Consider the following 21,454-nt stretch of genomic DNA (forward strand, 5'->3'; position numbering starts at 1 on the left):
GCCGGCCTTCGCCGACAACAAGAACGCCGTCTGCTACATCGACGATCTCTACGTCTATCTGCGCGCGCTTTCGACCGGCGCCGTCCAGCCCGGCCGCCCCGAGAAGAAGGAGCCCGCGCCGGAGGCCTTCAAGAAGGCCGAAGCCGAGTGCATGGCCGCCAAGTAAGGCGCCGACCTTCGGGTCTGGATTTCATGGACCCGGAAGTCTTCGCTTCCGGGTCCAATTTTTTTGTCGCCTGTCCTGTTCCGTCTGATCTTCTCCCCTTGGCGCCATTTCCGCTTCCGCGTGGCGACTCCGTGCATTGCCATCCTCGCGGACTCGCGATTTATTTGCCGCAACGAAAGACGCTCGGCGCGCACGGCTTCTGCGGCCCTGCGCCAGACGACAGGAGTTGAAAGCGTTGAGTCAGCCCAACACGCGCCGCGCCCGGATGCCGGCGCTCGTCCTGGCCGCCACGATCGCGGCGGCGTGCGCTCCCGCGCAGACCCTCGGACCCGATTACGGCGCCAGGGGCGCCGACAATGCCGGCGGGATCGAGTTGATCGACCCGAAGGTTCTGCGCGTCTGCGCGGACCCCAACAATCTGCCGTTCTCGAATGAGAAGGGCGAGGGCTTCGAGAACAAGCTCGCCGAGCTGCTGGCGCGCAAGCTGCACAAGGAGCTCGCCTACGCCTATTACCCCGGCGCCACCGGCTTCGTGCGCAACACGCTGAACGCGCATCTGTGCGACGTGATCCTCGGCATGCCGCAGGGCAACGACCTCGTGCAGCCGACCAATCCCTATTACCGCACGACCTACGCCATCGTGACGCGCGACGGCTCGGCGCTCGACGGCATGACGTCGCTCGACGATCCGCGTCTGAAGGACAAGCCGCGCCGCATCGGCCTGATCGCCAATACGCCGCCCGGCAACATCCTCGCCAGAAACGGGTTGATGGGCTCGGTGAAGCCCTATGCGCTGATGGTCGACACGCGGGTCGAGTCTCCCACGGCCTCCATGATTCACGACCTCGAGGCCGGCGACATCGACGTCGCCCTGCTCTGGGGCCCGATCGCGGGCTATTACGCGAAGCATTCGAGCGCGAAACTGCATGTGTCGCCGCTTGCGGAAACGCCCGGAACGCGCATGGCCTTCCGCATCGCGCTGGGCGTGCGCCATTCGGACCAGAACTGGAAGCGCGAGCTCAATACGCTCCTGGCGCAGAGCAAGCCCGAGATCGACGCGATTCTCGCCGATTACGGCGTGCCCACGCTGGACGAGGCCGGTCAGCCGGCCGGAAAGACGCCGTGAGGAACAGGCGCGCGCTCGGCGCCGGTCTCGCGCTGGCCTTGACCGCCGCCGCGGCGGGCGCGGCCCCCGCTTCGGCGCCGCCCGAGCCCGACAGCTACCGGCTCGACGCCTATCGCGCCCCCGTTCCCGCGACGCTCCGGGGCGCGACCGTCATCGATACGGCGAAAGCCCATGATCTCTGGCGCCGCAAGGCGGCGGTGTTCGTGGACGCGCTGCCGCATGCGCCCAAGCCGGAGGGCCTGCCCAAGAACGTCGTCTGGCGCGAGCAGCCGCGCTTCGACATTCCGGGCAGCGTCTGGCTGCCGGACACGGGCTTTGGCGCGTTGTCCGAGGCTACGCAGCTCTATCTCGAAAAGGGGCTGACGAAGGCGAGCGGCGGCGACAAGACCAGGCCGCTCGTCTTCTACTGCCTGACCGACTGCTGGATGTCCTGGAACGCGGCCAGGCGCGCCCTGACGCTCGGCTACGCCAATGTGCTCTGGTATCCCGAAGGCACGGACGGCTGGGCCGCCGCCGCATATCCGCTGGAAGAGCGCAAGCCGGAGGCGCGGGAATAGGCAGGGCCCCCGGTCCGGGTCAATCCGGCCCGGACATCCTCTGGCCCCACGGGCCCGCCGGCGGCGGATCGAGCGGATGGCGACCGCCGCCGGGGAGGAAACCCGGCCCGGCGTCCGCCGCCTGCGGCGGGAATTCGCCGTCCGCCTGGCTCTCCTCGACCGGAAACGGCTCCGGCGCGGGGAGGGCGACATCCTGGCCGCCCGCGAAGGCGATCAGCGCCCGCACGCGCTCGTCGACGGTCGGATGGGTCGAAAACCAGCCCGACTCCTGCACGCGCGCCGGACTCTCGATGAAGAAGGCGTACATGCGCGAGGGCATGGCCGGCATCACCGCATGCGCCTCGATCTTGCGCAGCGCCGAGATCATCGCGTCGGGATTCTTGGTCAGCTCCACCGATCCGGCGTCGGCCAGATATTCGCGCGAACGCGACAGGGCGAAGCGGATCAGCACCGACGCGCCCCAGGAGAGCGCGATGATCGCCAGCGCGAGCACGATGGCGAGGCCCGCGCCGCTCTCGCGCCGATTGTCCTCGCGCGTCGAGGGGCGGTGCGGCGAGAAACCAAAGGGAAAGTCCCAGTTGCGGAAGAAGAGATCGGCGACGAATCCGAAGACCCCGGCGAAGATCGTCGCGACCACCATGAGCTGCACGTCGCGGTTGCGGATATGCGTCAGCTCATGGGCGAGCACCGCCTCGATCTCGGCGTCGGTGAGCGCCAGCATGAGCCCTCGCGTGACCGCGATCCTGTATTCCCCCTCCCTCAGCCCCGACGCATAGGCGTTGAGGGCGTCGCTTTCGAGGATTTGCAGCGCCGGGATCGGCACGCCGCGCGAGATGCACAGGTTCTCGAGGAGATTATAGAGGCGCGGCGAGTCCGCGCGGGCGACGTCCCGCGCCCCGGTCGCGTAATCGATCATCCGCTGGTGGAAGAGCCAGGCGATGACGAACCATCCGCCCGCCGCGGCGACCCCGGCGGGCCAGTCGTAGAGAAAGTCGTTTTCCGCGCGCGCGAGGATGACGTCGAACGGCTCCTCCCCCGAGGCGATGGCCTCATAGAGCAGCGAGAAGGAAAACATCAGCCCCAGCAACAGGGCGACGAAGCCCGCGAGCAGCAGGACCGACCGCAGCCGGTTGGCGCGGATGTGGGAATAGAGGCCGTAGGCTTTGAACATGAGGGTCCTTGCGGCGCGGGCGCCCGCCGGGGACGAGACGCGGCTCGATGCTTAGAACTGCACTTTGGGCGCGGCTTCGATCGCCTTCTGCTCGGCGGGCTCGAGGTTGAAATACGCCTCCGGCGCGAAGCCGAGGCGCTGCGCGATCAGAAAGCCGGGGAAGCCCTCGCGCGTGGCGTTATACTCCGCCACCGTGTTGTTGAGAAAGCGGCGGGCCGCGGAGATCTTGTTCTCGATGTCGGCGAGTTCGGACTGGAGCTGCTGGAAGTTCTGGTTGGCCTTGAGGTCGGGATAGGCCTCCGACAAGGCGATGAGGCGCGAGAGCGCGCCGGTCAGGGCGCCTTCGGCGGCGCCCTTGGCCTCGGGGCCGGCGGCGGCGACGGCCGCGTTGCGCGCCCTGATGACGTCCTCGAGCGTCGTCCGTTCATGCGTGGCGTAGCCCTTCACGGTTTCCACCAGATTGGGAACCAGATCGTGGCGCTGCTTGAGCTGAACGGAAATGTCTGAAAAGGCCTGCCGGCAGCGTTGCCGCAGGGTCACGAGCCCATTGTAGACGCCGACGAGCCACAGGCCGACGGCGGCGGCGAGCCCAAGAAACACCAGAAGCGCCATTGCTGCATTCCTCTTGCTGCGGCCGCGCGGCGCGCGCGGCAGGCCAGGATGTTATCCTCCCCCGCGCGCAGGGCAAGGCGGCGGTGATCAAAACAGCCCGCGACGCCGCGTCGGAATCGAGGGAGCCGGCGCGCGGCGGGCGGGCGCCGGCGCCGCAGGCCACGCCGCATTTGACGGAAGCGCCGCCCGCGCCTATCTCTTTGGCCAAAGACAAAACGGGTCGCGGACGCGCGATCGCCACGAAGAAACAGCCATGGCCATACTGCCCATCATCACCCTGCCAGACCCCAGGCTGCGCAAGATCTCCGAGCCCGTGGAGCGGGTCGACGCCGAGATCCGCCGCCTTCTCGACGACATGATCGAGACCATGTACGACGCGCCCGGCATCGGGCTCGCCGCCATTCAGGTGGCTGTCCCCAAGCGCATCGTCGTCGTCGACGTCGGCAAGTCCGAGGAGGAGCGCAATCCGCTCTTCCTCATCAATCCGCAGATCATCTGGGCCTCCGAGGAGCTGTCCACCTATAACGAGGGCTGCCTCTCGGTGCCGGATTACTTCGACGACGTGAAGCGCCCGGCGATTGTGAAGGTGCGCCACCTCGACCGCGAGGGCGCGAGCCGGGAATTCGACGCGGTCGGACTTCTGGCGACGGTCGTGCAGCATGAGCTGGAGCATCTGGAGGGCGGGCTGTTCATCGACAATCTCTCGCGGCTGAAGCGGGAGAGGGTGGTGAAGAAATTCGCCAAGGCGGCGCGGTTCGGCGAGCTTGCGGCGCAGCGCCGCGCCGAGGCCGCCGCCTGCGAGTCGGAAGAAGCCGGGGCCTGACGCTTGCGCGTGATTTTCATGGGCACGCCGGACTTCGCGACGGCGCTGCTAGAGGAGATTTGCGACCGCGGTCACGAGATCGCGGCCGTCTATTCGCAGCCTCCGCGCCCGGCGGGGCGGGGCATGTCCGACAAGAAATCCAGCGTTCACCAATTCGCCGAGAGCCGGGGGCTCGCCGTGCGCACGCCGAAAAGCCTGCGCAGCGAGCAGGAGGCGAGCGCCTTCGCGGCGTTGCGCGCCGATGTCGCGGTCGTGGCGGCCTATGGGCTGCTGCTGCCGCAGCCGATCCTCGACGCGACGACATATGGCTGTCTCAATCTCCATGGCTCGCTGCTGCCGCGCTGGCGCGGCGCGGCGCCGATCCAGCGCGCGATCATGGCGGGCGACGTCGAGAGCGGCGTCGAGGTGATGCGGATGGACGCGGGGCTCGATACCGGCCCCGTCGCTCTGTCCGCGAAGACGCCGATCGGCCCCGACATGACCGCGGGCGAATTGCACGACCGGCTCGCCGAACTCGGCGCGCCGCTGATGGCGGACGCGCTGGATCTTCTGGCGAAGGGGGAATTGATCTTCACGCCCCAGAGCGAGGCGGGGGCCTGCTACGCCGCCAAGATCGACAAGGCCGAGGCGCGCATCGACTGGCGGCGCCCGGCGCGGGAGCTTCATGATCACGTGCGCGGCCTCGCGCCTTTCCCGGGCGCCTTTTTCGAGGGCGATCTCGGCCATGGCGTCGAGCGCGTGAAAACGCTGCGCACGGCGGTGGAGCCGGGGCGAGGCGCCCCGGGAACGGTTCTCGACGACGCCGGCCTCATCGCCTGCGGCGAGGGCGCGCTGCGCCTGCTGCGCGTCCAGCGCGCCGGAAAGGGCGAGATGGGAATCGAGGAATTCCTGCGCGGCCGCCGGCTCGCCAGGGGCGCCGTGCTGGCATGACGCGTCTCTCCCGGCCGCGATCTTCGGCGCGCTGAATGCCCCGCTACGCCCTGACCATCGAATATGACGGCGGACCCTTCGTCGGCTGGCAACGGCAGGCGAACGGCATCTCCGTGCAGCAGCGGCTGGAGGAGGCCGTCGTCGCCATCAATGGCGAACGGGCGGTCATTCACGGCGCCGGCCGCACCGACGCGGGCGTTCACGCCCTGGGGCAGGTCGCCCATGTCGATCTGCGCCGCGACTGGCGCGTCGACCGACTGCGCGACGCGCTGAACGCGCATCTCAAGCCGGACCCCGTCGCCGTGGTGGACGCGCGCGCCGTGGATACGGCCTTCGAGGCGCGCTTCTCGGCCATCCGCCGGCATTACCGTTACGTGATCCACAATCGCCGCGCGCCGCTCACCGTGACGCTGGGGCGCGCCTGGCACGTCAAGCGCCCGCTCGACGCCGGGGCCATGCACGAGGCGGCGCAGCGGCTCGTCGGCCGTTACGACTTCACGACCTTCCGCGCCTCGGAATGTCAGGCGAATTCCCCGGTGCGCACGCTCGAACGGCTCGACGTGCGCCGCGACGGCGACCGGATCGAGATCGTCACCTGCGCCCGCTCCTTCCTGCACAATCAGGTGCGCTCCATGGCCGGCTCGTTGGAACATGTCGGGACGGGCAAATGGAGCGCCGACGATCTCGCCGACGCCCTCGCGGCGAAAGACCGTGCGCGCTGCGGACAGGTCGCGCCGCCGCACGGTCTCTATCTCGTCGCCGTCGATTACTGAGCCGACGGCGCGTTCGCCTGCGCCGGGAGCGGCGCGGCCGCGTTTGGCGCGTCGCCGATCCTTTCGATTTTCGGCGCGGAACGTTTTCCGATGACTTTTTGCAGCCTGGGCGATTTTTCCTTCGCAAGCGCCCCGTGCAGCGGGATGATGCTCGCGGACAGAACAGCGGCGACAATGCCGTTCACGCAGGCCCGGTTCTGGATCATTGAAATCCCCTCTCTCGAAACCCCCCGCGCGCCGGACGAATCAACCGACTTGGCCCGGAGCTGATTTGGCCGTGAAAGCAAGGAGATGTTTCGCCTGCCGCCTGACCCCGGCAGGGTGAAAATGAGGCGACTTTCCGGCCGGCGCCCTCAAAGGTTGTGGATGATCGCGCAGCGCGAAGCGCAGGTTGCGGACAAGGCGAGACTCGATCAGCTCTCCGGCCGCCCGGTGATCATCGGCGCCAGCGCGCCCTTCACGCCCAGGGCGAGGGCGACATGCGCCACGATGAAGACGACCAGCGCCGTCATGGCGGCGAAATGCAGCCGCCGCGCCCCCTCATAGCCGCCCATCAGGGCTGCGAGCTCATGGAGCTGCACGGGCTTCCAGAGGGCGAGGCCAGAGACAATGGCGACGAGGATCGCGAGCAGCGCGACGGCATAGGCCAGCCGTTGCGCGGCGTTGTAGCGGCCGGGCTCATGCGCCATGCGGCCGGCGGCGAGGTCGCGCAGGTCGCGCCAGGCCGCGACGGGCGCGATCGGCGTCAGGCGGCGCCGGAAATGGCCGGTGAGCGCGCCATACAGCAGCCAGGCCAGGAAGTTGGCCCCGAGCAGCCACATGGCGGCGAAATGCCAGGCGAGCGCGCCGGCCAGCCAGCCGCCGAGCGTGAATCCCGCCGGGAAGACGAAGTCCCAGATCGGCGCGGCGTTGTAGATCCGCCAGCCGCTGAGGATCATGATCAGGACCGCGAGGGCGTTGATCCAGTGCAGGAGCCGCAAGGCGAGAGGGTGGACAGGGGGCGTCTGGCTCATCTCCAGCTCAAGCTTCCGGCGGTCGTTGACAGGGCCCCGGGGATTGACCAAGACGAAACGCTTTCGTCCCGCCCCCGTCAACCCAAGGCGAGCCATGCGCGTTTTCATCACCGGCACGGCCGGCTTCATCGGCTTCCACCTCGCGCGGCGGCTTCTGGCTCAGGGCCACAGCGTCGAGGGCTTCGACGGCATGACGCGCTATTACGACCCGCGCCTGAAGGAGGCGCGGCGCGATCTCCTTCTGGCGCATGAGTCTTACCACGACAGCGTCGCCCTTCTGGAGGACATGCCGGCGCTGACCGAGGCCGCCGAGCGCGGCGCGCCCGATGTGATCGTGCATCTGGCCGCTCAGGCCGGCGTGCGCTACAGCCTCGAAAATCCGCGCGCCTATGTCCAGTCGAATCTCGTCGGAACCTTCAATGTCATGGAGATCGCCCGGATTCTGAAGCCGCGCCATCTCCTCATCGCCTCGACCAGTTCGGTCTATGGCGCCAACCCGACCGTGCCCTTTCACGAGGATGACCGCGCCGATCACCCGCTGACGCTGTACGCCGCGAGCAAGAAGGCCGGGGAGGCGATGTCGCATTCCTATGCGCATCTGTGGTCGATCCCGACCACGCTGTTCCGGTTTTTCACCGTCTACGGTCCCTGGGGCCGGCCCGACATGGCGCCGCTCAAATTCCTGGAGGCCATCGAAAGCGGCCGCCCGATCGACATCTACAACCATGGCCGCATGTCGCGCGACTTCACCTATATCGACGATCTCGTCGAGGCGGTCGTCCGGCTGATGGCGTGCGTTCCGCAACGTGACAGCGGCGATCCGTCGGTGTCGCCGGTCGCGCCCTGGCGCGTCGTCAACATTGGCCGCGGGGCGCCGGTTCCGCTGCTCGATTTCATCGACACGCTCGAACGGGCGCTCGGCAAGACAGCCGTGCGCAATTATCTCGACATGCAGAAGGGCGACGTCCCGCGCACCTTCGCCTCGGCCGACCTTCTCGAACGGCTGACGGGCTATCGGCCGCACACCTCGCTCGAAGACGGCGTGACGGCGCTCGTCGAATGGTATCGCGACTATCGCGCCAGCAACGGGCCTCTGCAGATGTGAGGGGCTGGAACCGGCCTCAAATCCAGTCCGGTACGCGGTCCATCGCGATCAGATCGGCGACGCTCGGACGCGGGCGGATGATGGCGAAACGGGCGCCATCGACCAGCGCTTCCGGGATCAGCGGGCGGGTGTTGTAGGTTCCCGCCTGCACCGCGCCATAGGCCCCCGAGGTCAGCACGGCGAGAAGTTCGCCCGCCTGCGCCTCCGGCATGCGGCGGTCGAGCGCCAGATAATCGCCCGTCTCGCACACCGGCCCGACGACGTCGGCGACGATCTCCCTGCGGTCGACCGGCTCGCGCGCGGGGATGATGTCGTGCCAAGCGTCGTAGAGCGTCGGGCGGACGAGGTCGTTCATACCCGTATCGACAATGATGAAGGTCTTGGCCTCGCCCCGTTTCACATAGATCACCTGCGTGACCAGCACGCCGGCGTTGCCGACAATCAGCCGCCCCGGCTCGAAGACGAGCGTGCAGCCGAGCCCGGCGAAATGGCGGCGCACGATCTCGGCGTAGCGGTCGGGATGATAGGACTGCGGATCGTCCCCCTCGTGATAGGGAATGCCGAGCCCGCCGCCGAGATCGACATGGGAGATCGCATGGCCGTCGGCGCGCAGGTCGCGGACCAGTTCGGCCAGCAGGGTGAAGGCTTCGTCGAAGGGCTCGAGATCGGTGAGCTGCGAGCCGATATGCATGTCGACGCCGCAGATCCTGAGGCCTGGGAGTGGCGCGGCGCCGGCGTAGACTTCGCGGGCGCGCGACAGCGGCACGCCGAACTTGTTTTCGGCCTTGCCCGTCGAAATCTTCTTGTGGGTGCGCGCGTCGACGTCCGGATTGACGCGTAGTGACACGGGCGCCTGCGTCCCCCGCGCCGCCGCGATGCGGGAGATGGCCTCGAGCTCCGGCTCGGATTCGACGTTGAAGCAGAAAATCCCGGCGTCGAGGGGGGCGGCGATCTCGGCGTCGGTCTTGCCGACCCCCGAGAAGGTGATCTTCTCCCCCGCGACGCCGGCGGCCAGGGCGCGGGCGAGCTCGCCGCCCGACACGACGTCCATGCCGGCGCCCTCCTTCGCGAGAAGGCGCAGCACGGCCTGATTGGAATTGGCCTTCATCGCATAGCAGACGAGCGCGTCCAGGCCCGCGAAGGCCTGCGCGAAGACCTGGAAATGCCGCCGGATCGTGGCCGCCGAATAGACATAGAAGGGCGTGCCCACGGCCTTGGCGAGTTCGGACACGGCGACGTCTTCGGCGAAGAGCGCGCCGTCACGATAGGTGAAATGATGCATGGGGCCCTAGAGCAGCGGGTCGAGCGGGAAGGGATATTGCGCGGGCGGGCGGTTGCCCGTCGTGCCGGGTATCGGCGGCGGCGGCGGCGCGGGCAGCGGCTCCGCGCCCGGCGCCGGCTTTCGGGGCGTTCTGGCGAGCTCCGCCTCCTGCTGCGCCTTCAGCGCCGCGCCCTGCGCCTGCACCTCCGGCGGCAGTTCGAGCGGCCCGCGCCGGCCGCAGGCGGCGAGCGCCAGGGCGGCGAGCCCGAGGGCGACGACTGTCAAAAGGTTGAAGCGCGGCATTCTGGCGGGGTCAATCACGAAACCGTTTCCATCGGTGCGTCGGGCGGCCGCACTATACCGTAACGCGACGCGAAAAAAAGCGGAGGTTGGCGCGGGTCGCCGCCGGCCGCTGATGGCGCCAGCGATTTTCGCCAATCGCGGCGCGGCCTTGCGCAATTCTTCGCGGATGAGTGGAAATTCGATCAAAATCAGTTGGTTGAGCCTGTTGTGGCGGCTTGCTAGCTTCGCCTTTATCGAACGGATCAACGTCGCGTGGAGAGCAATGTGACACGGGAAGAAGCCGGTCAATTGCTGGCCGCGACGGCGCATGTCGGAAACTGGCTCGAACTGACGGACTTCGAGAGCGGCGGTCTTTTTATCCTCGTCATGAGCGAGGATATGAGCGCCTCGCTGTCGTTCAACCCCGAAACGGAGCTGCTGCGCGCAACCTTCGACGTCGCAACGCTCCCCGACGACAGCGCCGACGCCAGGCGGGAGATCATGGAGACTCTCCTGAACGCCAACGCGTTCGCCCATGATGGCGACGGCGTTGCTTTCGGTCTTTCGCCCCATGACGAGACAGTGACCCTCAGCGCCAACCTTCCGGCCATTCGCGGAGGCGAACGCGATCTGGCAGGTTCCCTGTCGGGCCTCGCCGCGCTGGTGGAGGCATGGCGGCCGTTGATCCGCTCGATCGAGAGCCGCACGACTCCAGCAGATGCGCCGGAGCCCGATCCGCAAGCCCTTCTGACCTTTCGACCGTGAGCATGCGCTCCCTTTCAGCACGGCGGCGTCGTCATCCACTTTAGTTGCGTCAGGAGAAGAGGATCATGAAAGGCATCGTCGCGAGCACCGCCAATTGGGATGCGGTGGTCAAGCTTGCCGGCGATAAAGTCGGCCACATGGACATCGAGGGCGGTGGAGACGCCGTTACTAAAACACTTTATGTGAACAAGCGCTCGCTGGGCCAAAGCTCCAAGACTGTTTCCAAGGAGGTTTACGCAAGCCGCCTCGCCGCCGCGGATTCCGTCCGCGAGAAATTCAGGCAAGAATTCCAGGCGCAATACCCGATGGAGACGCAGAGGGTCCTGAACCAATTTGTACAAAAAAAATTTGAGAATGGATTCAGGGGAAGCGACGTGCAGCAAATGCATGATTCGATGCAAAAAGCGATCCAATGCGCCGAGGCTAACGAGCATTTCCAGACGTTGGATATCCCGGCAGCGCTGAAAACGAGTTCCATGAATTATTATGTCAATGACTTGCGTAAAACCCCACCGGGTGGGGACGAGATGAAGGGAGTCGAGCTGAACGAGCTGAAACTGTTATCCGGGGATAAGGCTGCAAAACTCAGGCAAAGTTCCTACGATCGCGCTCTTGCGCACTTGTCCGGCCTTGCGCTGCATTCGACGGAATTTTCACAAAATGAATTCAAAAATTATAATGATCTAGCGAAGGCGGTGAAGTCAGACGGCCTCATAGGCGCGGCCATGGCGGGGATGTCGGGGCGCGCGGTCTTCCTCGCGCCTGAAGTGCTCAATCATCGGGACCTGGAGCCAGTCAAAAAAATCATCACGCTCTCGGTCCTTGCAGAAACCCTAACCAATGATAACCTGTCGGAACCGACACACGACGCCACGCGAGACGCGCATCTCGCGCTGAAATTGCTCGGGCGGGATTTCGAGTTTTCAGAGGCGGCGATTCCGGGCGTCCTTCTACGTCAGGGCGTGCAGGAGCGGCTCCTTGACATCATCCTATCCGAGCTCCCGCCGATCGATGACATGCTTGCGGGCTTGCACCGCCCCGCCGCGACGCTTGAGGCTGCGCAGCGGAAGATGGACGACTTGAAGGAAGCAGCCAAATCCGAGCAGAAAAGGCTCGATGTGTCCGCGCCGGACGGCGAAAAAACCGCCGAAGTCAATAAACCTCCAAAATTCAAAAACACATCACCCCAGATGATATTCGGACAGGCGCTCGCCAAGAAGCGCGACGCGATATTTGGCGCCCTCCAGCGGAGTGTGGACGCGGAACTCCAGCAGACCGGCTCGCCTGGCGGGGTGATCAAGACCTTGCTTGACGACCTGGCCGGCGAAAAAGGGAAAAACTTTGCGAAGAAGGCGGCGCACATCAGGGAAGCTGGAATGGCCGAGAGGCAGAATGCAAGGACCGTTCTCAAGTGAGCGGCGTCCCCCGGCGAGAATTGAGGGAACTTCGACCCTGGGTCGCCCGCGTCGATCACATTCCAGACTTGCGTCCCCCGGCCTGAACCGCCTCGCGCCGCCGAAAGCGCCTTTCGGAGTCAGGAGGCATGCGCGGCGGCGACTTCGCTATCGGGGCGTTCGCCCCAGCAGGCGGTAGGCGGCGGCCTTGGCTGCGCCGCGCAGACCGCGGCGCAGCGTCTCCTGCCCGCAAGCTCGTCGAAATGCGCCGTCAGGAGAGCGCCGCGCGGATGCCGCCAGGTCGCAAACGCCGATCCGATCCGGCCAGAGACGGTCGATCATCGGATGATTGGCGATGGCGCAGGAATCCGTCAGTTCGATCTCTGGCCGCGCGAGCTGCAGGCCGGTCAGCGCCCCGATGAGCTGAATGCCCGGCGCCTGGGCGCGGTAGCCTTCGTCGTAGGCGATCTTCCAGCAATAGCTGCGGTTCTGGCTTTCGATCGCGATCATCATGGCGATCGCCCGCCCGTCCAGGCGCAGCGCGACGATGCGGCAGAGACCCTCCTCGGCCAGCATGCGGGTCGCGCTGCGCAGAAACGTGGCCAGCGCCGCGTCGAAAAGAAGGGCGCCGCGCCCCGCCTTCCAGCCCGAGGCTTCGAGCGCCAGAAACTCCTCGGCCGCCGCGCGCACAGCCATGGGGGCAGCCGCCACGTCGACGGCGAGCGCGCCCATCTCGCCGAGGCGGCGCCGCATCCTGCCCAGTTCATTGAGGCGCTTGCGCCCGCCCGCTTGCGCCATCTTCTCGACCGCCGAAGCGCCGGGCAGCAGGGCGGCGCGCGCATAGGTTTCGATGACGGCCAGTTGGCGACGCCCCTGCGTCGCCTCGCGCAGCGCGGCGTGAAAGGCGCCCGCCACGGGAAGACGCGGGAAGAGCACGCCAGCCGACGCGCGTCCCGCTTCGACCCAATCGAGAAAGGCGGCGATGGTCTCCGCCGGGCGCGCGCGGTCGACAAGCGGCGTGGCGAGCGCGCTCAGCTCGTGCCGCCACAGCCGCAGGAAGCCATCCGTGCCGGAGGGGCCCGGCGCGGCGAGCGGGAACAGCCCGACCAGCGCGCCGCCGGGATCGCGCACGCCAATGAAGCGCGGCCGCTCCGGCGGGGGAAAATGACGCGCGGCCGCCAGCAGGAAGCCCGGGCTGAAGAAAGCGTTGGGCTCCAGCGCGCCCGAGGCCAGCCGGGCCCAGTCGCCGCGCGCCGCCTCCATCTGCTCGAGCCCGAGCTCGCCTGTCTGAAAGGCGGGCGTTTCCGGCAAGGGGTCGGCTCCTGTTCGATGCTCCCGGCCGCCCGGCAGGCTTGAACCGGCCGCGGCCCGCGCATATCCATACCAGCGCCGGAACGGGGCGTTTGCGCGCCACGCAGACGGCGACGCGGGTCTGGCCTGTCCCATTATGATCACCAAGTGTTAAAAATGGCGCGCCGCCGGCCCGGAGGGCGCCAGCGCGGGCGAGGCGCGGCAAGAACCCTGCGAGCGTCAACCCTAACGGCGCGGAGCGGCTTTACCGGGCGCAAACCACGTGGTTAGGTCGGGCCATGAAAACTTACGCCTTCGCTCTCCTCTCCGGCCTGCTGGTCGCGGCGCCCTGCCAGGCGGCGGTGCGCATCTCGATCGACCTCGCCAAACAGCGCCTCACGGCGACGCGCGGCGGCGGCGAGTCGGTCGTGTGGAAAATTTCCAGCGGCCGGCCCGGCTTCGAGACGCCCACGGGCCGCTATTCGGTCATGCGCATGGAGGCCGATCATTATTCCGACGAATATGATCAGGCGCCGATGCCCTACGCCATCTTCTTCTCGCCGCGCGGCCTCGCCATCCATGGCAGCCATGAACGCGGCCTCGGCAGTCCGCGCTCGCATGGCTGCGTGCGCCTGTCCGTCGGCAACGCCGAAAAGCTCTTCGAATGGGTCGAGGCCCAGGGCGGCGCGACAATCGAGATTGTCGGCGATACGCCCGCCGGCCGCTCCCGCGAGCGCGCCCGCGCGCGCCGCGCCCCCCAGGCAGAGCCGGAAACGCCTCTGGAACAAGTCTATCGCTACTGATACACGCCGGCGGCGGCGGCGTTGCATGGGCGCCACAGTGCCGGGGGAATCCGCCCTCTCGCGCGGCTGGCTGTTTGCTGCATCGCCGTTGAGCGGATAAGCCTAGAATTTATGTAAATTGGCGGTCAGACGAGAGTAAGCCTTTGACGACATCGAAGACACCCCTTCTCGATCAGATTCCGACGCCCGAGCAGCTGCGCAAGCTTCAGCCGAGCCAGCTCAAGCAGGTTGCCGAGGAACTGCGCCGGGAGACCATCGACGCGGTTTCGGTGACGGGCGGACATCTCGGCGCGGGTCTCGGCGTGGTCGAGCTGACGGTGGCTCTTCACTACGTCTTCGACACGCCGCGCGACCGCATCATCTGGGACGTCGGGCACCAGACCTATCCGCACAAGATCCTGACCGGCCGCCGCGACCGCATCCGCACGCTGCGCATGGGCGGGGGCCTGTCCGGCTTCACCAAGCGCGCGGAAAGCGAGTATGACGCTTTCGGCGCCGGCCACTCCTCGACCTCCATCTCCGCCGGCCTCGGCATGGCCGTGGCGCGCGACCTCGCCCATGGCGACAATCACGTGGTGGCGGTGATCGGCGACAGCTCCATGTCCGCCGGCATGGCCTATGAGGCGATGAACAACGCGGGCGCGCTGGATTCGCGCATGATCGTCATTCTCAACGACAATGACATGTCCATCGCGCCGCCGACCGGCGCCATGTCGGCCTATCTCGCCCGCCTCGTCTCCGGCGGCGCCTATCGCTCCATCCGCGACGCGGCCAAGCAGCTCGCCTCGCATCTGCCGCGCTTCATCTACGACAAGGCGCGCAAGGCCGAGGAGTTTTCGAGAAGCTTCATCACCGGCGGCACCATGTTCGAGGAGCTCGGCTTCTATTATGTAGGGCCGATCGACGGGCATAATCTCGACCATCTTCTGCCGGTGCTGATGAATGTGCGCGACAAGGACGACGGCCCGGTGCTGGTCCATGTCGTGACGCAGAAGGGCAAGGGCTATGCGCCCGCCGAGGCCGCCGACGACAAATATCACGGCGTGGTGAAATTCGACGTCGAGACCGGCAAGCAGTTCAAGCCCAAGGCCAACGCTCCCTCCTATACGGGCGTCTTCGCCAAGGCGCTGGTGGCGGAGGCCGAGCACGACGACAAGATCGTCGCCATCACCGCGGCCATGCCGTCCGGCACCGGCCTCGACACGTTCGGCAAGCATTTTCCGGAACGCACCTTCGACGTCGCCATCGCCGAGCAGCATGCGGTGACCTTCGCCGCGGGCCTCGCCTGCGAGGGCTACAAGCCCTTCTGCGCGCTGTATTCCACGTTCCTCCAGCGCGGCTACGATCAGGTCGTGCACGACGTGGCGATCCAGAATCTGCCGGTGCGCTTCGCCATCGACCGGGCCGGCCTCGTCGGCGCGGACGGGCCGACCCACGCCGGCGCCTTCGACATCGCCTATCTCGGCTGCCTGCCGGGCATGGTGGTGATGGCCTGCGCCGACGAGGCCGAGCTCATGCACATGGTCGCGACCGCCGCCGCCTATGACAATGGACCCATCGCCTTCCGCTATCCGCGCGGCGAGGGCGTCGGCGTCGAATTGCCCGAGCGGGGCGAGGTTCTGGAGATCGGCAAGGGCCGCGTCCTCCGCGAGGGCTCGAAAGTGGCGCTGCTGTCGCTCGGCACGCGTCTGCCGGAGGCGCTGAAGGCGGCAGAGGAGCTGGAGACCTACGGCGTCTCGACGACCGTCGCCGACGCCCGCTTCGCCAAGCCGATCGACCGCGATCTGGTGCGCCGCCTCGCGGCCAATCACGAAGTGCTGATCACGGTCGAGGAAGGCTCGATCGGCGGCTTCGGCAGCCAGGTCTTCCAGGCGCTTTCCGACGACGGCCTGCTGGACGGAACGCGCGGCGCCTTCAAGTTCCGCAGCCTGACCCTGCCCGACGCCTATATCGATCATGACAAGCACGAGATCATGATCGCCCGCGCCATGCTCGACAGCAAGGCGATGGTGGCCAAGGCGCTGGAGCTGCTCGGCGACGAGAAGGGCGCGGCGCGGGTGATGATCGCCTGATCGCCGGCGCCGAAAGGGCGTGACCTGATCGCTCCCCTTCGCGGGGAGCGGCGCCCGGCGGTCGTGGCTCAACGCGCGATCATGCGGCCCGTCGGCGCCACTGCGAGGGCTCAGCCCGTCTCATTGCCCCGCAATGTGACGCCCGGCCAGGCTTTCGCTCCGGGCCTGGTCAAATCCTCGGGAAAGAAATGCATCCCCGCCGAGGCGATCACCGCCGCCTTGCCGGCGCGAATTCGGTTCGCCACGATCGCAGCCTCGCCGGCGCCCTCGCCGGTGGCGAAGACGACCCCGTAATCGACATTCGAGATGTCATTCGCCTCGGCGCGAAGATTCTCTCGCCAGCCGCCCAGCGCCACGCCGATCCAGCCCGGCCCCACGATCTGGTTGCCGGTGACGGCGACATTCTTTTCGGCGAGCACGCCGGTGAGCCAGAGCATAGCTGGGCCGAACTCGGGGTCCGGGCGATTTGGCGTCATGCGGAGGATCACATTCCCCGCGACCAGCGCGCCGTCGGTCCCGTGATCGGCGTTGGCCACCGCGACGCCCGCCCCGGCGCTCTCGATGCGATTGTCCCGGAAGGTCGAGTGCTTGGCCCCATATTCGGCGTACATCGCCTTTTCGCCGAGATCCCGGCAATCGTTGCCGATGACCGACAGCGAATGGCCGCCGCTGTTGCGCACGGCCGAATAGGCGCAGCGCAGGATGCGGTTGCGCTCCACCCGCACGACGCCCGCCCCCCAGACGAAGACGCCATTGCCATAAGGGCCGTTGCCGCCAGAGCGGTTGCGCACGTCCTCGATCAGATTGTTGCGCACGCGCGCGCCGTCGTAACGCCCCGCGGCCGTCGACCAGAGCACCACGCCATTGTCGCCGCACTGGCGGAAGCGGTTGCCGTCGAGGTCCATGCCGAGACCATCGAGCGCATGGTAACCGGCGTCCGCGACGCGGAGGACGTCGTTTTGCGCGAACACCCCGCCGCAGCGGGTCAGATTGATCCCGCGCGCCGTCGAATTGCGGATGACGCAGCCGCGCATGGAGAAGCCGGGCGTGTCGGTGACATCGACGAGTCCCTTCTCCTTTGGCACGCTTCCGCCGGCCCCATCGAGAATGAGGCCCTCGAGGGAGATCGCCCGCGCGCCGCGCGCCGTCAGGAGCGGCCCCATTCCCGAGAGCTTCAGCGCCGTGCGGCCGGGAACGCCCGTCAGGATCGTCCCGTCCGGCAGGTCGAGGCCCGCCAGGACGATGTCGCCGGCCGGCAGGGAGACCGCCGCGCCGGTTGCTGCGTCGGCGCGCAGCCGCGTCGCGAGATCGAGGCTGCGCGCCTGCGCGCGGGCGTCGGGCGCGAGAAAGGGCGCGGCTGCGGCGCCGCAAAAGCGCAGCATGTCCCGACGCGATATCAGCCCCATGGCGGAATTGCTGCGCAACATGAGCGCAGCATGGCGGGCGCCGACCGCGCCGTCCAGACTTGATCTTGAGCGTAGTTAAAGGGCGTTGGCGCCGCGCGTCCGCCTCTAGACGCGCCTCTGGAGCGCCTCGCGATAGGACTGCGTGGCCGAGGCGGGCAGCAGGCCGCTCGGCTCGAGAATCTGCTTGAATTTCCGCACAGCCAGGGCCGCCTGCGGCCCGTCGAAATCCGCGCGCATGAGGCGGTCCATGCGTTTGCTGAAAATGCCCAGCCGCTCGGACTCGGGCATGTTCGGCGAGAGCGAGATCAGGCGCATAATCTTGTGGTGGAAATAGTTTTCGAACCAGTTCTCGACGAAGGCCGACTGGCTGGCGGCGTCGACGACAAGCGCGTCCAGATGGCCCCGGTCCGCGCCGAGGATGTCGCAGCAGTCGCGGATGACGTCGAAATCGACGCAGAAGGGCGCGCGATTGCCGAATTCGAACAGCGGCGCGAAAGTGGTCGCCTTCACATAATGCCGCTCGCCCGCGAAGAGCGCGTCGAGCAGAAGGAAATTGGGGTTGGGCGTGTCGCCGCAGAAATAGACGACCTGCAGGGGATCGGGCCGCAGGCGGAAGAGCAGATTGTGGAACTGCGACCCGATGAATCCGGCGAAGCGGTCGGACTGGTCGAAAAGCTGCGCCTGCTCGGCGAGCGGCAGCAGCTCCGGGTGGATGATCCGGTGACCGTCCCCTTCCAGAGCCTGTTCGAGGCTCGTCTCGCCGAAGGGCCGGCGGTGATGGACCGTGAGCCGCGATCTCGACAGATAGATGGGCGGCCCGGCCGTGGCGGGCGCCTCGCGCCGCCGCGCCAGCCGCCCGGCGAGGGCGTCGAAATGACGGCGATTGATCGACATTTCGAGACGGACGCCCGGCTCCGGGACGATCAGGCGCCGGCAGACGGCGTCGCCCTCGAGAAACAGCAGCCGGCCCGGATCGATCCCGAGCAGATCGAGCGCCGCGGCCAGAATGTCCTCCGCGCCGGCGTTGCGGGTTTTTTGCAGGAAGACGATCGGCGCCGCCGGCTCCAGCCCGGCCGCCCAGATGCGCGCCAGGCTTTCGAGCAGAATATGCCCGTAGCCGGCGAAAGACATGCCGCCGAGGATGGCGACGTCCAGTTCGGTCCGCGGCCGGACATCGGCGCCGTCGCGCCTCGGACGCAGGCACTCGACCCCGGCGCGCTGGAGCCGCGCGAATTCGGGGGTCTCCCCGGCAGCGTCGACGACGCCTCCCTCCCACTCGGAGAGGCCGAGCGTGTCGACCCGTTGCAGTCGCGCATGGTCGAGGACGATGTGCCGAAGCGGGCGATCGACCACCTCGAGCCGCTGAAGCTGGTCGATGACCCGCGCCAGCGGCTTTCCTTCGAGCCCGCGAAAATGAACCGTCGCGCGCCCGATCTCAGCGCGCGCCATGCCGGGCCTCGAAGGCGTCCAGATAGGCGTCGGCGCTTTCGACCCCCAGCCCGTCGGCGACCCGGAAAAGCGTCTCGTCGGTCAGCGCTTCGTCGAGATACTCACTGACGATCCGGTCGTAGTCGCGCGCGAGGACCTCCGACGCCGGGTCCAGATTTTCCACGATCGTCAGGCCGGTCGGCTGGCTGTCGAGCACGGTGATCCTCAGGTCCGGCCGATGGCGTTTCAGGATGAAGACGACTTTCCAGACATCGCCCGTCCAGTGCGACCGGTAGGCGGCGTCGCGGCGCAGCGCCGGCCGGCGTTCGCGCTCGGCCATCTCGGCGTTGATCGGAAGACAGTCGTGCAGGAGGATGGTCCCGTCGGGGCGGGCGTGACGCTCGGTGTTGATGAAATCGCGCAGCAGAAATTCGAAGAGATGCATGCCGTCCAGAAAGGCCAGGTCGACCCCGTCGGGAAAGAGATGCGGGAGCTTGCCGGTCGCGAAGAAGTCGTCGCTCGTCATGCGGAACACGGAGGCGTGCGGCTTGCCGCCGACGATGTCGCCGCGCAGCTCCGGCGCGGGATCGACGCCGATGGCGGGGCAGTCCGCGAGCATGAAGCTCTTTCCGTGGCACACGCCGATCTCGAGACAGTTCCGGGGCCGCCGGGCTGCGAAATAGCGCCTCAGGAAGGCGTAATAGTTCAGGCCCTGAAGCTCCCGCCGGACGAAAGTCTGTTCATCGAGCATAGCTGAATCCTTGCCGTTGCAACCTGCACGTTAGCTGGTCTCATGGCAAAGGTCACGCTCCGTGACCGGCCCTCGGGGCCTTTCGCGGCGCGGCGGCTTCCCTCGGGCGGGGAAAATGCTAGGAAGACGGCGAAATTCACCCACAAGGGCCGCTGTTCATCCGCAAGGGGAGGGCGGCGGGCCGCGCGCGGCAAAGGCGAAAATGTCAACGGACGAAAAGAAGACGAAGGTCGAAGCGCGGGCGCCGCGCGGTTTCTCGGATCGCGAGGCGGGCGAGCTGGCCGCGACGGGCCGCATGCTCGACGTCATCCGCTCGGTCTATGAGCTCTATGGGTTCGAGGCGCTGGAGACGCCGGCCTTCGAATATACCGACGCGCTCGGCAAGTTCCTGCCGGATCAGGACCGGCCGAACGAAGGCGTCTTCTCGCTCCAGGACGACGACGAGCAATGGCTGTCGCTGCGCTATGATCTGACCGCGCCGCTCGCGCGTTTCGTGGCGCAGAATTACGACCGCCTGCCGAAGCCCTATCGCTCCTATCGCTGCGGCCATGTCTACCGCAACGAGAAGCCGGGTCCGGGGCGCTTCCGCCAGTTCATGCAGTTCGACGCCGATACGGTCGGCTCGGCCTCGCCCGCCGCCGACGCCGAAATCTGCATGATGGCCGCCGACGCGCTGGAGCGGCTGGGGATCGCGCGGGGGGACTATGTCATCAAGATCAACAGCCGCAAGGTGCTCGACGGCGTGATGCAGGCCGTGGGCCTCGCCGGCGAGGAGAACGCCGGGCGCCGGCTCGTGGTGCTGCGCGCCATCGACAAGCTCGACCGCCTCGGCCCCGACGGCGTGCGCCAGCTTCTCGGCGAGGGCCGCAAGGATGACAGCGGCGACTTCACCAGGGGCGCCGGCCTGTCGCTCGCCGCAATCGACACGATCATGTCCTTCAGCCTCGGCGGCCAGTACAGGGACGGCAAGCCCGCCTTCGACCTTTTCGGCCTGCTCGGCAAGAGCGAAATCGGCGCGCAGGGCGCCGAGGAGCTGCTCGAGATCGAGGACCTCGCCCGCGACGCCGGCTTCGGCCCGGACCGCATCCGCATCGACCCGTCGGTGGTGCGCGGGCTGGAATATTACACCGGCCCGGTCTTCGAGGCGGACCTCACCTTCGAGACCCGCGACGAGAAGGGCCATCCGGTGCGCTTCGGCTCGGTGGGCGGCGGCGGGCGCTATGACGGCCTCGTCGGCCGCTTCCGTCCCGAGAACACGCCCGCGACAGGCTTTTCCATCGGCGTCTCGCGCCTCTTCGCGGCGCTGAAACTCGTCGGCAGCCCGATCGTGACCGCGCGGCCGCATGTCGGCCCGGTGGTCGTGCTCGTCCTCGACCGCGACCGCCTCGCCGATTACCAGCGCATGGTCGCGCAGTTGCGCGGCGCGGGCGTCGCCGCCGAGCTCTATCTCGGCGCCGCCGGTATGAAGGCGCAGATGAAATACGCCGACCGGCGCCATTCGCCGCTCGTCGTCATTCAGGGTTCGGACGAAAAGGCGAAAGGCGAGGTGCAGATCAAGGATCTCGTCGCCGGGGCGAAGGCCGCCGCCGCCATTTCCACCAATGAGGAATGGAAGGCGGCGCGGCCGGCGCAGTTTTCCGCGCCCGAGAGCGAACTGGTCGAAGAGGTGAAGAAGGCGCTCGCGGCGCAGACGGAGCAGGGTTAGGCGGTCATAGCGGCCTCGCCC

The 21,454-nt window shown here is 67.4% G+C and carries 21 protein-coding genes and 1 pseudogene; 12 read left to right on the forward strand and 10 right to left on the reverse strand.

Features of this window, described 5'->3' with window-relative positions; translation table 11 throughout:
- From ACR652_RS11860 to ACR652_RS11870, 3 genes and pseudogenes are all read left to right on the forward strand, one after another.
- A pseudogene (locus ACR652_RS11860) lies at window positions 1-166 on the forward strand (c-type cytochrome, methanol metabolism-related); the annotation flags it as partial.
- Window positions 167-431: 265 nt separating this feature from the next.
- A complete protein-coding gene (locus ACR652_RS11865) occupies window positions 432-1,292 on the forward strand; it encodes a substrate-binding domain-containing protein (RefSeq protein ID WP_434506810.1) in 861 nt (286 codons plus the stop codon).
- A complete protein-coding gene (locus tag ACR652_RS11870) occupies window positions 1,289-1,849 on the forward strand; it encodes a PQQ-dependent catabolism-associated CXXCW motif protein (RefSeq protein WP_434506693.1) in 561 nt (186 codons plus the stop codon). The genes ACR652_RS11865 and ACR652_RS11870 overlap by 4 nt, the downstream gene beginning before the upstream one ends.
- A gap of 19 nt (window positions 1,850-1,868) precedes the next feature.
- Here the strand turns inward: ACR652_RS11870 and ACR652_RS11875 are convergent, their stop codons facing one another.
- Both ACR652_RS11875 and ACR652_RS11880 read right to left on the reverse strand, forming a co-directional pair.
- Window positions 1,869-3,020, reverse strand: coding sequence for a M48 family metallopeptidase (locus ACR652_RS11875; protein ID WP_434506694.1), 1,152 nt, complete (start codon window positions 3,018-3,020; stop codon window positions 1,869-1,871).
- A 51-nt stretch (window positions 3,021-3,071) separates the two neighbouring features.
- Window positions 3,072-3,632, reverse strand: a complete 561-nt coding sequence (locus ACR652_RS11880) for a LemA family protein (protein WP_434506695.1) — start codon at window positions 3,630-3,632, stop codon at window positions 3,072-3,074.
- 253 nt (window positions 3,633-3,885) lie between these two features.
- On the opposite strand from ACR652_RS11880, the gene def reads away from it, so the two are divergent.
- Genes def through truA form a run of 3 tightly spaced genes read left to right on the forward strand, consistent with a single transcriptional unit; the run spans window position 3,886 to window position 6,158 of the window.
- Window positions 3,886-4,455 carry a peptide deformylase gene (gene def / locus ACR652_RS11885; RefSeq protein WP_434506696.1) on the forward strand — a complete coding sequence of 190 codons (570 nt, stop codon included), beginning with the start codon at window positions 3,886-3,888 and terminating at the stop codon, window positions 4,453-4,455.
- A 3-nt stretch (window positions 4,456-4,458) separates the two neighbouring features.
- The gene (gene fmt, locus ACR652_RS11890) at window positions 4,459-5,385 is read left to right on the forward strand and encodes a methionyl-tRNA formyltransferase (RefSeq protein ID WP_434506697.1); all 927 of its coding nucleotides are present in this window, start codon (window positions 4,459-4,461) and stop codon (window positions 5,383-5,385) included.
- 35 nt (window positions 5,386-5,420) lie between these two features.
- Window positions 5,421-6,158, forward strand: a complete 738-nt coding sequence (truA, locus tag ACR652_RS11895) for a tRNA pseudouridine(38-40) synthase TruA (RefSeq protein WP_434506698.1) — start codon at window positions 5,421-5,423, stop codon at window positions 6,156-6,158.
- Here truA and ACR652_RS11900 read toward each other — a convergent pair.
- Both ACR652_RS11900 and ACR652_RS11905 read right to left on the reverse strand, forming a co-directional pair.
- Window positions 6,152-6,364 (reverse strand): hypothetical protein, encoded by a 213-nt coding sequence (locus tag ACR652_RS11900; RefSeq protein ID WP_434506699.1) that lies wholly within the window; start codon window positions 6,362-6,364, stop codon window positions 6,152-6,154. The genes truA and ACR652_RS11900 overlap by 7 nt on opposite strands.
- A gap of 207 nt (window positions 6,365-6,571) precedes the next feature.
- A complete protein-coding gene (locus ACR652_RS11905; protein WP_434506700.1) occupies window positions 6,572-7,171 on the reverse strand; it encodes a cytochrome b/b6 domain-containing protein in 600 nt (199 codons plus the stop codon).
- Between the two features lie 94 nt (window positions 7,172-7,265).
- Between ACR652_RS11905 and ACR652_RS11910 the strand changes: the two genes are divergently transcribed.
- A complete protein-coding gene (locus tag ACR652_RS11910) occupies window positions 7,266-8,276 on the forward strand; it encodes an NAD-dependent epimerase/dehydratase family protein (RefSeq protein ID WP_434506701.1) in 1,011 nt (336 codons plus the stop codon).
- 16 nt (window positions 8,277-8,292) lie between these two features.
- On the opposite strand, the gene lysA is transcribed toward ACR652_RS11910, so the two are convergent.
- Both lysA and lptM read right to left on the reverse strand, forming a co-directional pair.
- A complete protein-coding gene (gene lysA, locus ACR652_RS11915) occupies window positions 8,293-9,558 on the reverse strand; it encodes a diaminopimelate decarboxylase (RefSeq protein WP_434506702.1) in 1,266 nt (421 codons plus the stop codon).
- A gap of 6 nt (window positions 9,559-9,564) precedes the next feature.
- Window positions 9,565-9,858 (reverse strand): LPS translocon maturation chaperone LptM, encoded by a 294-nt coding sequence (gene lptM, locus ACR652_RS11920; protein WP_434506703.1) that lies wholly within the window; start codon window positions 9,856-9,858, stop codon window positions 9,565-9,567.
- Between the two features lie 246 nt (window positions 9,859-10,104).
- On the opposite strand from lptM, the gene ACR652_RS11925 reads away from it, so the two are divergent.
- Both ACR652_RS11925 and ACR652_RS11930 read left to right on the forward strand, forming a co-directional pair.
- Window positions 10,105-10,584 carry a CesT family type III secretion system chaperone gene (locus ACR652_RS11925; protein WP_434506704.1) on the forward strand — a complete coding sequence of 160 codons (480 nt, stop codon included), beginning with the start codon at window positions 10,105-10,107 and terminating at the stop codon, window positions 10,582-10,584.
- 65 nt (window positions 10,585-10,649) lie between these two features.
- On the forward strand, window positions 10,650-11,999 hold the full coding sequence (locus tag ACR652_RS11930; RefSeq protein ID WP_434506705.1) for a hypothetical protein: 1,350 nt from the start codon (window positions 10,650-10,652) through the stop codon (window positions 11,997-11,999).
- A gap of 147 nt (window positions 12,000-12,146) precedes the next feature.
- Here ACR652_RS11930 and ACR652_RS11935 read toward each other — a convergent pair whose 3' ends face one another.
- Window positions 12,147-13,289, reverse strand: coding sequence for a GNAT family N-acetyltransferase (locus tag ACR652_RS11935; RefSeq protein WP_434506706.1), 1,143 nt, complete (start codon window positions 13,287-13,289; stop codon window positions 12,147-12,149).
- A 278-nt stretch (window positions 13,290-13,567) separates the two neighbouring features.
- Here ACR652_RS11935 and ACR652_RS11940 point away from each other — a divergent pair, with 278 nt between their 5' ends.
- Window positions 13,568-14,071, forward strand: a complete 504-nt coding sequence (locus tag ACR652_RS11940) for a L,D-transpeptidase (RefSeq protein ID WP_434506707.1) — start codon at window positions 13,568-13,570, stop codon at window positions 14,069-14,071.
- A gap of 143 nt (window positions 14,072-14,214) precedes the next feature.
- Window positions 14,215-16,143: a 1-deoxy-D-xylulose-5-phosphate synthase gene (gene dxs, locus ACR652_RS11945; protein WP_434506708.1), complete on the forward strand. Its 1,929-nt coding sequence runs from the start codon at window positions 14,215-14,217 to the stop codon at window positions 16,141-16,143.
- A 110-nt stretch (window positions 16,144-16,253) separates the two neighbouring features.
- On the opposite strand, the gene ACR652_RS11950 is transcribed toward dxs, so the two are convergent.
- The 3 genes from ACR652_RS11950 to ACR652_RS11960 all read right to left on the reverse strand — a co-directional run bounded on the left by ACR652_RS11950 (window position 16,254) and on the right by ACR652_RS11960 (window position 19,728).
- Entirely contained in the window at window positions 16,254-17,549 is a 1,296-nt protein-coding gene (locus ACR652_RS11950) for a TIGR03808 family TAT-translocated repetitive protein (RefSeq protein ID WP_434506709.1), read from the reverse strand.
- 105 nt (window positions 17,550-17,654) lie between these two features.
- On the reverse strand, window positions 17,655-18,998 hold the full coding sequence (locus ACR652_RS11955) for a glycosyltransferase family 61 protein (RefSeq protein ID WP_434506710.1): 1,344 nt from the start codon (window positions 18,996-18,998) through the stop codon (window positions 17,655-17,657).
- Window positions 18,985-19,728, reverse strand: a complete 744-nt coding sequence (locus tag ACR652_RS11960; protein ID WP_434506711.1) for a class I SAM-dependent methyltransferase — start codon at window positions 19,726-19,728, stop codon at window positions 18,985-18,987. Before ACR652_RS11960 ends, ACR652_RS11955 begins: the two co-directional genes overlap by 14 nt.
- 202 nt (window positions 19,729-19,930) lie before the next feature.
- Here ACR652_RS11960 and hisS point away from each other — a divergent pair, with 202 nt between their 5' ends.
- Window positions 19,931-21,433, forward strand: a complete 1,503-nt coding sequence (hisS, locus tag ACR652_RS11965) for a histidine--tRNA ligase (RefSeq protein WP_434506712.1) — start codon at window positions 19,931-19,933, stop codon at window positions 21,431-21,433.
- Window positions 21,434-21,454 lie beyond the last annotated feature (21 nt).

Origin of the sequence: Methylocystis sp., from assembly GCF_051061225.1 — a bacterium.
In the GTDB taxonomy this organism is placed as follows: Bacteria; Pseudomonadota; Alphaproteobacteria; order Rhizobiales; family Beijerinckiaceae; genus Methylocystis.

Bases quoted from the DNA above. Each gene is read 5' to 3' on its own strand.
- ACR652_RS11865 (WP_434506810.1), top strand. From the start codon at position 432: ATGCCGGCGCTCGTCCTGGCCGCCACGATCGCGGCGGCGTGCGCTCCC.
- ACR652_RS11875 (WP_434506694.1), bottom strand. From the start codon at position 3,020: ATGTTCAAAGCCTACGGCCTCTATTCCCACATCCGCGCCAACCGGCTG.
- ACR652_RS11880 (WP_434506695.1), bottom strand. From the start codon at position 3,632: ATGGCGCTTCTGGTGTTTCTTGGGCTCGCCGCCGCCGTCGGCCTGTGG.
- def (WP_434506696.1), top strand. From the start codon at position 3,886: ATGGCCATACTGCCCATCATCACCCTGCCAGACCCCAGGCTGCGCAAG.
- truA (WP_434506698.1), top strand. From the start codon at position 5,421: ATGCCCCGCTACGCCCTGACCATCGAATATGACGGCGGACCCTTCGTC.
- ACR652_RS11900 (WP_434506699.1), bottom strand. From the start codon at position 6,364: ATGATCCAGAACCGGGCCTGCGTGAACGGCATTGTCGCCGCTGTTCTG.
- ACR652_RS11905 (WP_434506700.1), bottom strand. From the start codon at position 7,171: ATGAGCCAGACGCCCCCTGTCCACCCTCTCGCCTTGCGGCTCCTGCAC.
- ACR652_RS11910 (WP_434506701.1), top strand. From the start codon at position 7,266: ATGCGCGTTTTCATCACCGGCACGGCCGGCTTCATCGGCTTCCACCTC.
- lysA (WP_434506702.1), bottom strand. From the start codon at position 9,558: ATGCATCATTTCACCTATCGTGACGGCGCGCTCTTCGCCGAAGACGTC.
- ACR652_RS11930 (WP_434506705.1), top strand. From the start codon at position 10,650: ATGAAAGGCATCGTCGCGAGCACCGCCAATTGGGATGCGGTGGTCAAG.
- ACR652_RS11940 (WP_434506707.1), top strand. From the start codon at position 13,568: ATGAAAACTTACGCCTTCGCTCTCCTCTCCGGCCTGCTGGTCGCGGCG.
- ACR652_RS11950 (WP_434506709.1), bottom strand. From the start codon at position 17,549: ATGGGGCTGATATCGCGTCGGGACATGCTGCGCTTTTGCGGCGCCGCA.
- ACR652_RS11955 (WP_434506710.1), bottom strand. From the start codon at position 18,998: ATGGCGCGCGCTGAGATCGGGCGCGCGACGGTTCATTTTCGCGGGCTC.
- ACR652_RS11960 (WP_434506711.1), bottom strand. From the start codon at position 19,728: ATGCTCGATGAACAGACTTTCGTCCGGCGGGAGCTTCAGGGCCTGAAC.
- hisS (WP_434506712.1), top strand. From the start codon at position 19,931: ATGTCAACGGACGAAAAGAAGACGAAGGTCGAAGCGCGGGCGCCGCGC.